This window comes from Sphingomonas jinjuensis, assembly GCF_014197105.1.
GTDB lineage: Bacteria > Pseudomonadota > Alphaproteobacteria > Sphingomonadales > Sphingomonadaceae > Sphingomonas > Sphingomonas jinjuensis.
Map to the genome: position 1 here is coordinate 302,746 of NZ_JACIEV010000003.1, position 12,681 is coordinate 315,426.

General features: G+C 67.6%; 6 protein-coding genes. All 6 read left to right on the top strand.

The genetic code is table 11. The features are described from left to right. The first annotated feature begins 175 nt into the window (after positions 1-175). The 6 genes from GGQ80_RS07130 to GGQ80_RS07155 all read left to right on the top strand — a co-directional run bounded on the left by GGQ80_RS07130 (position 176) and on the right by GGQ80_RS07155 (position 12,681). A complete protein-coding gene (locus tag GGQ80_RS07130; RefSeq protein ID WP_183983386.1) occupies positions 176-2,302 on the top strand; it encodes an autotransporter assembly complex protein TamA in 2,127 nt (708 codons plus the stop codon). Beyond that, entirely contained in the window at positions 2,302-6,516 is a 4,215-nt protein-coding gene (locus GGQ80_RS07135; RefSeq protein ID WP_183983203.1) for a translocation/assembly module TamB domain-containing protein, read from the top strand. Before GGQ80_RS07130 ends, GGQ80_RS07135 begins: the two co-directional genes overlap by 1 nt. Positions 6,517-6,581: 65 nt before the next feature. Then, entirely contained in the window at positions 6,582-8,054 is a 1,473-nt protein-coding gene (locus tag GGQ80_RS07140) for a flavin-containing monooxygenase (RefSeq protein WP_183983204.1), read from the top strand. A 389-nt stretch (positions 8,055-8,443) separates the two neighbouring features. Further along, positions 8,444-9,781, top strand: coding sequence for an EAL domain-containing protein (locus tag GGQ80_RS07145; protein ID WP_183983205.1), 1,338 nt, complete (start codon positions 8,444-8,446; stop codon positions 9,779-9,781). 4 nt (positions 9,782-9,785) lie between these two features. Next, the gene (locus GGQ80_RS07150; RefSeq protein WP_246346927.1) at positions 9,786-12,230 is read left to right on the top strand and encodes an ATP-binding protein; all 2,445 of its coding nucleotides are present in this window, start codon (positions 9,786-9,788) and stop codon (positions 12,228-12,230) included. A 61-nt stretch (positions 12,231-12,291) separates the two neighbouring features. After that, positions 12,292-12,681 (top strand): response regulator, encoded by a 390-nt coding sequence (locus GGQ80_RS07155; RefSeq protein ID WP_183983206.1) that lies wholly within the window; start codon positions 12,292-12,294, stop codon positions 12,679-12,681.

Consider the following 12,681-nt stretch of genomic DNA (forward strand, 5'->3'; position numbering starts at 1 on the left):
CGAGGTCAAAAGACGGAAACCTTTCCCACCGACGGGCGTTGCGGGTTATCCGGGGGCGTATCGAAATACGAGCGACCCACAGGACAAGGGGGTCGTCGGTCGCGTGGCAGCAAGTTCGGGTAGACATTACTGGCTTGCCGTCGCGCTCGTTGCCGCAACCCCCGTCGCCGCTCAGCTGAACAAGCCGGGTACGGCACCGGCACAGGGACCCGATGCGCCCAAGCCGACACCGACGCTCGGTGCCACCGTCAGCGCGCAGGCGGCCGAGGTCGATCCCAAGGGCAACCAGCCGATCGTGCCGGAATCCGAGTTCGACGCGGCGATGCCGGCGCTGTCGGGCGACATCAACGCGCCGCTCGAACCGATGCCGAAGGATGCCGCAACGCAGGGTGCCACGCCGTCGACCGTCACACCGGTGACGGCGACGCCCGTGCTCGGCGAGGCGCTGCCGCCGCCGGCGACCGAGAATCCCCAGCTGGCCCAGCCGCTCGTGCCGCTGTCCGCCTTCAACACGCAGCCGCTGGAAACGGCGGCGGCCACCAAGGATCGCGACCTTCCCGAGATCCGTTACGAAACGGTGGTGAAGGGGCTCGACGAGCTGAAGCTGGCCGACGAGTTCAAGGGCCTGTCGGCGCTGCGCGAAGGCAAGGGCAAGGCGGCGAATGCGACCCAGGTTGCGGCGCGCGGTCGCGAGGACGAGGCGCTCGCGGTGCGGCTGATGAAGTCGCTCGGTTATTACGACGCCACCGCGGTCTCGACGATCGCGCAGGAAAAGGGCGCCGATGGCCAACCGGGGCGGCTGGTCGCGACGGTGACGGCGTCGCCGGGGCGGCTGTACAGGCTGTCGAGCGTGACGATCGACGCACAGCCGACGGTGCCGGCCGATCTGGTGCGCCGAAACCTGCCGCTGAAGGTCGGCGATCCGATCGAGGCGGCGCGGATCCAGGGCGCCGAGGCGAACGTCAGCCTGCAATTGCCGCGCAACGGCTATCCCTTCGTCAAGGTTGGCGAACGCGACATCCTGCTCGACGATCAGTCGCCGACGCCGACCGGCGCCTATACGCTGCCGGTCGACACCGGGCCGCGATCGACGTTCGGCAAGCTGGTGAGCGCAGGCGATCCGGTGTTCGGGCTCGACCATCTCAACGTCTTCCCGCGGTTCAAGGAAGGCCAGCTCTACGACGTCCAGAAGACCGACGACCTGCGCGATGCGCTGGTCGCGACGGGCCTGTTTTCGGGCGTGGCGGTGCAGCCGCAACGGACCGGGCGGCCGGGGCCGGACGGGACCGAGCAGGTCGATCTGTTGGTGACGCAGACCAAGGGGCCGCCGCGCAGCCTGGCGGGCGAGGTCGGCTATTCGACGGGGCAGGGCTTTACCGCGCAAGGCTCTTGGACCCACCGCAATCTGTTCCCGCCCGAAGGCGCGCTGATCGGCACGGTGATCGCGGGCACGCAGCAACAGGGCCTGTCGGGCACCTTCCGCCGCTCCAATGCGGGCAAGCGGGATCGCACGTTCACCGCGATCGCGTCGGCCCTGCACCAAAATTACGATGCGTTCGACGCCTTCACCGGCACGCTGTCGGCGCGGTGGAGCTATGACTCGACGCCGATCTGGCAGAAGAAGTTCACCTATTTCTACGGTGGCGAATTGGTCGGATCGAATGAGCGGGTCTACGACTTTGGGCGGGGCGATTATCGGCGGCGCAACTTCGGGATCGCGGCGATCCCGCTGCAGGCGATGTTCGATACGTCGAACGATCTGCTCAATCCCACCAAGGGCTATCGCCTGAAGCTGAACCTCAGTCCCGAAACCGCGGTGAGCGGCGGCGTCAGGCCCTATGCGCGTACGATGGTAGAGGTGACGGGCTATTATCCGGTAACCCAGAGCATCGTCATCGCCGGCCGGGCGCGCGGCGGTTCGATACAGGGGATCGATCGCGACGATCTGGCGCCGTCGCGGCGCTATTACGGCGGCGGCGGCGGATCGGTGCGCGGCTATGGCTATCAGCGGCTGGGCCCGTTCGATCCCAACGGCAACCCGGTCGGCGGCCGCAGCCTCAACGAATTCTCGATCGAGGCGCGCTATCGCTTCGGCAACTTCGGCATCGTGCCCTTCGTCGATGCCGGCAACAGCTATGAGAGCAGCTTCCCGACCGCCTCGAACCTGAAGTTCGGTGCGGGGATCGGCGGGCGGCTCTACACCAACTTCGGGCCGCTCCGCATCGACGTCGCGACGCCGCTGAACAAGCGGCCGGGCGACAGCCGCGTCGCGCTCTACATCTCGATCGGGCAGGCATTCTGATGGCCGACGAGGCGCCCGAGGTCGTGACCGTGAAGCCGCCACTGTGGCAGCGCGTGCTGAAGTGGATCGGCATCGCGATCCTGTGCGTGCTGCTGCTGATCGGCGTGGTCGTGATCGGGATCAACACCGATCCGGGCCGCCGCTTCGTCGCCGACCGCATCGGCGGCTACAAGACCGCGTCGGGGCTGAACATCAAGGTCGGACGGATCGACGGGTCGCTCTACGGCGCGATGGTCCTGTCCGATGTGCGCGTGTCCGATCCGAAGGGCGTGTTCCTGACGAGCCCGAAGCTGACAGTCGCCTGGCGCCCGTTCGCCTTCGCGCGCAACCACGTCGACGTGCGCACGCTGTCGACCGAGCTGGTGACGCTGGCGCGGAAGCCCGAGTTGATCCCGCAGCCGAGCGATCCCAACGCGCCGCTGCTGCCCGATCTCGATATCGACGTGAACACGCTGCACATCGGTCGGCTGGTGCTGCAGAAGCCGGTGACCGGGCAGACGCACATGATGCGGATCGACGGGCAGGTTCATATCGCCGACCGCCGGGCGCAGCTGGTCGCCGATGCGGCGGCGCTGCGGGGGCCGGGCGTGGCGGGCGGCGACCGGCTGCGGCTGCGGCTCGATGCGGTGCCCGAGGCGGACAAGCTCGACCTCGACTTGAAGCTGCAGGCGCCGGTCGGCGGCGTGGTGGGCACGATGGCGTCGCTGAAGGCGCCGTTGACCGCCAGCGTCGACGGGCGCGGCAGCTGGGCGTCGTGGCAGGGCCGTGCCCGCGCGACGCTGGGCGGCGGCGAGCTGGCGAACCTGGGGCTGAGCGCGAAGAACGGCCATATCGAGGTGCGCGGTCAGGCGCGGCCGGGGCTGTATCTGGAAGGGCCGGTCGAGCGGCTGACCGCACCGATGCTCAACGTCGCGATCGACGCGACGCTGGCGGAGCGGCGCGCGGATACGCGGATCAAGCTGAAGAGCGAGGCGCTGGCGGTGGATGCGGGCGGTATCCTCGATCTCGCCAACAGCCGCTTCGGGAACTTCGCGGTCGATGCGCAGCTGCTGACGCCAGGCGCGATTGCGACCAACCTGAACGGGCGCGACGTACGCGCGCGGCTGGTGCTCGACGGCGCCTTCGCGCTGCCGACGGTCGACTACAAGATATCGGCGCGAGCGCTTGGCTTCGGCACGACGGTGGTCGAGGACCTGTATGCCGAAGGGCTGGCACGGGTGAACAGCGACCGTATCCTGGTGCCGGTGAAGGCGCGGGCGCGGCGGGTGACCGGGCTCAACGCCTCGGTCGGCGGGCTGGCCAACAACGTGCGGATCGCGGGCGACTTCGCGGTGTCGATGCCCAACATCCTGTCGGACAACCTGCGCATCCGATCGGACAATATCGATGCGACGGCGGTGGTGGTCGCGAACGTCGAGACCGGGCGCTACACCGGCGCGCTGAAGGGGCGGGTGAACAACTTCCGCGTCGACAGCATCGGCATCATCAATCTGACGACCGACGCGCGGCTGGTGCCGGGGCCTCGCGGCGGGTTCGGCATCACCGGGCGCGTGGTGGCGCAGACGCGGCAGATCTTCAATTCGGGGATCAGCAGCTTCCTTGGCGGCAATGCGGTGGTGCGCGCCGACGTCGGCTATAGTCCCGAAGGCATCGTCACCTTCCGCAACCTTCGGCTCAGCGCGCCGCAGCTGCGCGTGACGCGGGGCGAGGGGCGGTTCGATCCGGCCAGCGGCGCGGTCGCGGTGAACGCCGACGCCTATTCGACGCAGTACGGCCCGCTCTTCACGCGCGTGACCGGATCGGCGAGCGCGCCGGTCGTGGTGCTGCGCGCGCCGCGCCCGGGCGTCGGGATCGGGCTAGTCGACCTCAGCGCCCGAGTCGTCGGGCGCGGCGGCGCCTATGCGATCACGGCGAGCGGCGGGACCAGTTACGGGCCCTTCACCGCCGACGTGCTGGCGCGGCCGGGTGCGCAGCTGACGATCGACGTGCGGCGACTGTTGCTTGCGGGCATTTTGGCGAACGGCCGCGTGGTGCAGACCAAGGCGGGGCCGTTCCAGGGCGCCCTGCGCTTTGCCGGTCGCGGCATCGCTGGCGACGTTCGCCTCGCCAATCAGGGTGGCAACCAGCGCGCCGATGTGGCGGCGCGGGCGTACAACGCCACCATTCCGGGCAACGTCGATTTCACCATCGGCCGGGCGATCGTGAACGCCAGCGTCGTCATGTTCCCGAAGGCGCTGCAGGTCGTCGCCGACGTCCAGCTCGCCGATACCCGCTACAACGCCTTTGTCATCGAGGCGGCGCGAGCGAAGGTGAATTATGTCGACGGCCGCGGGACGGCGCAGGCGCTGCTGACGGGAACGTCGGGCGTGCCGTTGCGCGTCGCCGTGAACGCGCAGCTATCGCCGGGCAGCTATCTGGTCGCGGCGCAGGGACAGGCGAACGGCATCAACTTCCGCACCACGCCCGGCCGGATCGAGGCGGTGCGCGGTGGCGGCTATCGCCTGCTGCCGGTGCGGGTGACTTTCGACCAGGGCTCGATGCGCGTTGCCGGCTCGTTCGGCGGCGGGGTGACGGCGGTGCAGACGCGGCTCGACCGGCTCGACCTGTCGATCCTGTCGGCGTTCGTCCCCAACCTGGGCCTGTCGGGCCAGGCCACGGGCAGCCTCGACTATCGCCAGGCGGGCAGCGGCATCCCCGATGCCGACGCGCGGCTGACGATCGCAAACTTCCAGCGCACCGGGCTCGCCAGCGTGTCCGAGGCGGTGGGCATCACCTTCGCCGGCAAGCTGACGCCGACGGGCGGCGAGGCGCGGGCGCTGGTGCAGCGCGGGACGACGACGGTCGGACGCCTGCTCGCGACGATGCGGCCGCTGCCGCCGGGCGCGGGATCCTGGACGACGCGGCTGATGCAGGCGCCGCTTGCCGGGGGCATCCGCTACAACGGGCCGTCGGCGGTGCTGTTCAGCCTGGTGCCGCTGTCGGGTCAGCAGCTGAGCGGCCCGATCGCGATCGCCGCCGACTTCGGCGGACGGCTGTCGGCGCCGCAGCTCAACGGGCTGATCCGCGCCGACAATCTCACCTACGACAACGAAACCTATGGCACGCGGCTGTCGCGGATGCGGATCGCGGCGCGGTTCAACAACGACCGGCTGGAGCTGACCCAGCTCGATGCGCGAGCCGGTGACGGGACCGTGCAGGCGCAGGGGCGCGTCGGCCTTGCGGCGGCGCAGGGCTTCCCGCTCGAGCTGACCGCGACGCTGAACAATGCCCAGCTGGCGAAGAGCGATGCGCTAAGCGCGACGACCAGCGGCACGATCAAGGTGACGAAGAACGCGCAAGGTGGCCTGATCCAGGGAAACCTGATTGTGCCGAACGCGCGCTACCAGATCATCCGCCAGGGCCAGGCCGAAGTGCCCGAGCTGACGGGGGTTCGTCGCAAGAGCCAAATCCGTGCGGCGAAGCCGACGGACCGACCCGCGCCGCCGGCGCCGTCGGGGCTGTTCAACCTGGACCTGCGCGTGCGCGCGCCCAACCAGCTGTTCGTGTCGGGCATGGGTCTCGAATCCGAATGGTCGATGGATCTGCGCATCGGCGGCACCAGCGCGGCGCCGACGATCGCCGGCGGGCTCGATCTGGTGCGCGGCACGTACAGCTTCGCGGGCAAGCGGTTCGACGTGACCCGCGGCACGGTGCGCTTCCGCGGTGGCGTGCTGGCCGATCCCGACATCAATATCCAGGCTTCGACGACGACCGACGGCATCACCGCTAACATCGTCATCAGCGGCACCGGCCAGCGCCCGCAGATCGCTTTCACTTCGACCCCGACGCTGCCGCAGGACGAGGTGCTAAGCCGCCTGTTGTTCGGCACCCGGCCCGAGAATCTGTCGGCGACTGAAGCGATCCAGCTGGCCGCCGCGCTCAATTCGCTGCGCGGGTCGGGCGGGGGTGGGCTCAACCCGCTCGGCAAGCTGCGCTCGGCGACCGGCTTCGACCGGCTGCGCATCCTGGGCGCCGACGACACGACGGGGCGCGGCACCAGCCTGGCGGCGGGCAAGTATTTGACCGACAACATCTATGTTGAGATCATCACCGATACGCGCGGCTTCACCGCCACCCAGCTCGACATATCGCTGACCAAGGCGTTGAGCCTGCTCACCTCGACGGGTTCGTTCGGCGGATCGGACGTGCGACTGAAATATTCGAAAGACTATTGAGCCCGGCCTGCGCATCGGATTAGGTTCGAATTCGCAACCGAATGCGGTGCGTCAGGAGAGAGCCGATGGCCGAGCATGTCGACGTGGTGGTGGTGGGTGCCGGCATTTCCGGGATCGGCCAGGGCTATCACCTGCAAACGCAATGCCCCGACCGCAGCTATATGATCCTCGAGGCGCGTGAAGCGATCGGGGGGACGTGGGACCTGTTTCGCTACCCCGGCATCCGCTCGGACAGCGACATGCACACGCTGGGCTTCTCGTTCCACCCGTGGCCGCACGAGCGATCGATCGCGGGCGGGTCTACGATCCGCGACTATGTCGAGGACACGGCGCGGACCTATGGCATCGATCGCCACATCCGCTTCGGCCATCGCGTCACCAGTGCCGACTGGTCGAGCGGCGAGGGGCATTGGCGGCTCGCGGTGACCGGTTCGGACGGCACGGCGAAGACGATCACCTGCAACTTCCTTTGCATGTGCTCGGGCTATTACGACTATGCCAAGGGCTATGCGCCGAGCTTCATGGGCGCGGAGGATTTCGCCGGTCGGATCGTCCACCCGCAATTCTGGCCGAGCGATCTCGACTACAGCGGCAAGGACGTCGTCGTGATCGGCAGCGGGGCGACCGCGGTGACGCTGGTGCCGGAGATGGCGAAGGACGCGGCGTCGGTGACGATGCTGCAGCGATCGCCGACCTATGTCGTCTCGCGGCCCGCAGAAGACGCGATGGCCAACTGGTTGCGGCGCAAGCTGCCCCGCAAGACCGCTTATGGCCTGACGCGGTGGAAGAACGTGCTGTTGGGCATGGTCTTCTACAAGATGGCGCGCAGGCGGCCCGAGAAGACGAAGGAGCGGCTGGTCGGCATGGTGCGCGAGCATCTCGGCCCCGACTATGACGTCGCGACGCATTTCACGCCGCGCTACAATCCATGGGACCAGCGGCTGTGCCTGGTGCCCGACGCCGACCTGTTCGACGCCATCAAGGCCGGCCGGGCGAGCGTCGTGACCGGGGCGATCGATCGCTTCGTTCCCGGTGGCATCAGGCTGGCGTCGGGCGAGGAGATCGCGGCCGACGTGATCGTGACCGCGACCGGGCTCGAACTTCAGATGCTGGGCGGGGCGGCGGTGTCGATCGACGGCGTGCCGGTCGATTTGAGCCAGGCGCTGCAATATAAGGGGATGATGTTCAGCGACGTGCCGAACATGGCCTTCACCTTCGGCTATACCAACGCATCGTGGACGCTGAAGGCCGATCTGGTCGCGCGTTACGTCTGCCGGTTGCTCAACACGATGAAGAAGCGCGGGCTATCGGTGGCGACGCCGCATAATGCCGACCCCAGTGTCACCGAGGAGCCGTTCGTCGATTTCTCGTCGGGCTATATCCAGCGCGCGGCACATTTCCTGCCCAAGCAGGGCAGCAAGAAGCCGTGGCGGCTGAACCAGAATTACGCGCTCGACGTGCTGGCGCTGCGGTTCGGCTCGGTCGACGACGCGATGGTATTTTCACGACCCGCCGACGCAAACCAGCATGCAGCCTAGCGGCTTGCGTGCCCAGCGCGACCGGTTAAAAATAGGAAAATAGATTTTACCGATTCGGGCAGCGCGGAGGTTTCGACGCGCTCAGATGCGGAACGGCATACCCGACGCCTTGGCCGGGCAGGATGGCTCGCCGTCGGATGTCCCATCGTGAAACAGACGGAAATCCGGCCGGCGAGCCGGCATTTGCGTTCAGAACGGACGCATCGTCTCGCCGTAGATCAGCGAGAGAAGGAACTTCAGCATGGTCGTCTCCCTTGTTTGCACCCCCTAAGCGGTGCCATGCCGTGGTAAAGGAACACGGTTAACGCGGCAAGATAGTAACACTTCGTTAATCATTTAGCGTGACGGCTTAAACGAATCTTAAGCGGCACGGCCTAGCGGGAGACTCAATGGGCAAACCGATCGCCAGGCTGAGCGCCGACCGCGCCACCATCGCCGCTCCCCCGCGCGAGGCGTTCGGCCCGCACATCGAGCGCGAGGTGGAGGTGGCGACCCACGCCTGGCATTTCGCCGTCCTGGTCGAGATCGCCAACTTCCGGTCGTTGCGCCGGTTCGTCGGGCCGCTGCGTGCCGACGGGGTCGCCAGCGACGTCGCCGGCCTGATCCATATGATGTTCCCGAGCGGATCGGTGCGCGTCGCCGGGCGCGGGCTGATCGAGCTGCTGCTGTGCGACGATTCGCGCGAGCGGCTGGAGGGCGTCCTGCGCGAGGTGCGTGGCGCCTTCGCGCGGCCGATCGACATCGACGGCGAGATGTTCACGATCGAACTGTGGATCGGCAGCGGCGCGGTCCAGGCGGTGAACCATGACGAGATACGCCTGCTCGAAGAAGCGGAGGAGGCGCTCGACGACGCGCGCACCGACGGCGGCGTCATCGCGCGCGAGGTCGCCATCAACGCCAGCACGCCGGAGCAGCTCGCGCTCGTCCGCGAGTTGCAGGAGGCGATCGTCGGCGGTCAGCTGTTCCTGCAATATCAGCCGAAGATCCACGTCCGGCGCCAGGAAGTGTCGGGGGTGGAGGCGCTGATCCGCTGGCGCCATCCCGAGCGCGGCCTGGTGATGCCGGGCGACTTCATTCCGCTGGCCGAGGAAAGCGAGCATATCCTCGACCTGACGATCTGGACGCTACGCCAGGTCATCGGCGATCAGCTGATCCTGGCGGAGGCAGGGCACGACGTCCCGATCTTCATCAACATCGCCGGCGTGCTGCTGGCCAATCCGCGCTTCGTCCACCTCGCCTGCTCGCTGGTCGAGGAGAGCGGCGCCAAGATCGGCTTCGAAATCACCGAGACGTCGGTCATCCGCGATCCCGCCAGCGCGATCGCCAATCTGAAGACCTTCGCCGAGATCGGTATCACCATCTCGATCGACGATTATGGCGCGGGCCTGTCGTCGCTCGCCTATCTGAAGCAGCTGCCGGCGCGCGAGCTCAAGATCGACAAGCTGTTCGTCACCCAGTTGACCAGTTCGAACCGCGACCCCTTGATCGTCCGCTCGACGATCGACTTGGCGCACGCGCTGGAGATGGAGGTGGTCGCCGAGGGTGTCGAGACGCAGGCAGCGCTGGCGCTGCTGGCGGTGATGGGCTGCGACATGGCGCAGGGTTTCCTCATCAGCCGGCCGATCGGTCTCGACGCGCTGATCAAATATCTGGAGCACGGCAGGGCGAACGCCTCGTCGGTGATCTCCGCGCTGAACGGGCGCTTCACGCCGTCCTGGCGTCGCTGAGCCGATGCGGCTGCTGCGCGCCCTGACATTGGCGCTGATGCTGATGGTGGCGACGGCAGCGAATGCCGACGATCGGCAACGGGATTTCGATGCCACCGTCGCCGAGGCGCGTGCCGCTATGTTTGCGAACCCGCGGCAAGCGCTCGAGCATGCGGAGAAAGCCGAGAAGCTGGTCGCGGCCGTGCCGTCCACCCGCCGCCCTGTCGCCTTGGCAGGCGCTCGCTGGCTGCAGGCAGAGGCGCTGGTTCGGTTGGATCAGGCGCGCGCAGCGAAGCCGTTGATCGCCTCGTCGCTCCAGACGGCGATAGCGATGAAGCCGAGGACAAAACTACTCGGCGATGTCCTTCTCACGCGTGGCGCCGCCGCAGCGAGCCTCGCCGAGGTGGGATCTGCCCTTGCCGACTATCAGCTGGCGTTCCGCGCCTATGGCGGCATCAAGGATCCCCGCGGTCAGGCGATCGCACTGATGTCCATCGCTGATCTATACGTACAGGCAAAGGACTACAGCAACGCGCTGCGCTATTTCGAGGAAGCCAGCGAGATATATCGTGGGGAGCCGGCTTTCACGGTTTCGATCCTGAACAATCAGGCGGTCATCCTGAAGGAGCAGAGCCGTTGCGGCGCGGCCGAGGCCAAGCTGCGCGAAGCCATGACGATCGTTCGATCAATGGCTAGCCCGCTGCTGGAGGCGCAGATCCTGCGCAACATGGCGCGCTGCCAGCTGGAGGCGGGGCGGATCCGTGACGCCCAGATGACGCTTGCTGCCGGCCAACGGCTGGTTCGCGCCGCTGGTCAGACAGACGATCCGATCATGCTTGCGGTGCAAGCCCAAGCCTTGTTGCAGGCTGGTGACAGCTTCGGTGCGCGAAAACTGGTCGATCAGGCGTTCAGTCGCAACGACCCGACGACGACCACACTGCCGTTCCGTGAAGCCCACGAGACCGCGGTGGCGGTCTATCGCGCGGTTGGCGACACCGGCGCCGCGCTGGCGCATCTGGCGGCGCTGAAGCGGCTCGACGATCAGGCGACGAAGCTTGCGACCAGCACCAGTAGCGCGCTGATGGCGGCACGGTTCGACTTCGCCAACCAGGAGCTGAAGATCGCCAAGCTGCGGCAGGACGAGCTGGCCCGCAGCATCGCCTACGAACAGCAGCGCGCGCGGACCGAGCGGTTGATCTTTGTCGGGTCGATCAGCGCGACCGCGATCGTCATCGCCATGCTCGGGGTCGGCCTCGTCACCATCCGCCGGAGCCGCAACGAGGTGCGCGCTGCCAACGACGACCTGGCGGTGACCAACACCGCGCTGGGTAAGGCGCTGGCCGCGAAGACCGAATTCCTGGCGACGACAAGCCACGAGATCCGCACGCCGCTCAACGGCATCCTCGGCATGGCGCAGGTGATGCTGGCGGACGGCTCGCTCGACGACGGCACGCGCGATCGGCTGAAGGTGGTGCATGGCGCCGGCCTGACGATGCGCGCGCTGGTCGACGACATCCTAGACGTCGCCAAGATGGAAACGGGCAACCTCACCATCGAGGAGGCGCCGTTCGACCTGAAGGCGACGATCGCCGACGCGACGCGGCTGTGGGAAGTGCAGGCGGAGGCGAAGGGGCTCAGCTTCGAGCGCGACCTCGACGCGTGCCCAGGGATGATCGAGGGCGATTCCGCGCGGGTGCGGCAGATCGCGTTCAACCTGTTGTCCAACGCACTGAAGTTCACGCCAGAGGGCGGCGTGTCCTTGCGCGTCTCGGTGGATCTCGATGGGCAGCGCTATCGCATCGCCGTGACCGACACCGGCGTCGGCATCCCGGCCGAGAAGCGCGAGGAAATCTTCGAATCGTTCCGCCAGGCGGATGCTAGCGTGACGCGGCAGTTCGGCGGCACCGGCCTTGGCCTGTCGATCTGCCGCAATCTGGCGCGGGCGATGGGCGGAGAGATTATCGTCGAAAGCGAGGTAGGGCGCGGATCGACCTTCGCGGTCACCCTGCCGCTGGTCGCGGCGGCAACGCAGGAGCCGGCGGTCGGGCGGCCCGAGCAGGGCGGCACGCGGCTGGTGATCCTCGATCGCAACCCGATCGCGCGCAGCATGCTGCGCACGCTGTTCGCGCCGCATGTCGACGACCTGCACTTCGCCGACGACGTCGACCAGGCGGTGGCGATGATCGAGGCGGGCGAGGTGTCGTACCTGCTCGCCGACGCCGCCGCGCTTCGCGCGAGCACGGATGCGGCCGAGGCGGCGGCGCGGCTGGCGATGGCTGCCCAGCGTTCCGCTTCGGCGCTGGCGGTTCTGTGGCCCGGTGCCGATGCGGCAGGGCTGGCGATGCTTCGCGAGGCCGGAATTTCGCTGGCCATCGCCAAACCGATCGCCGGCGCAACGCTTGTTAAGGCATTTTTCGGGGAGGAGGCGGCCGAAAGGCGGGATCAACGGCTTGTGCGGGAGGCAGCTTGAGGCGTAGATCGCGGACCATGGGGCGGGAAACGATCTCAACATCGGTGACGCGAGGGTGCACGTGAACGTCCTCTTCATCGAAGACGACCGGATGAACCGACGTGTCGTCAAGGACATGCTCGACGTTGCCGGTGCGACGATGGACGAAGCCGAAAGCGCCGAGCTGGGACTGGAGGCGATTGCCGCCAAGGATTACGACATGCTGCTCGTCGACCTTCGCATGCCCGGCATGGACGGCATCACCGCGATCCGTCACATCCGCGAGCGCGGCGACGCAAAGGGCGCGACGCCGATCATCGTCATCACCGCCGATACCGCGGTCGACCTGCGCGAGCGCTGCCTGGAGGCGGGCGCCGACGAGGTATTGTTCAAGCCGGTGGCGATGGACGCGCTGTTCGACGCGATGGGCCGCATCCTGGCGCGTGGTGCCGGCGGCGGCGTGATCGGCTGA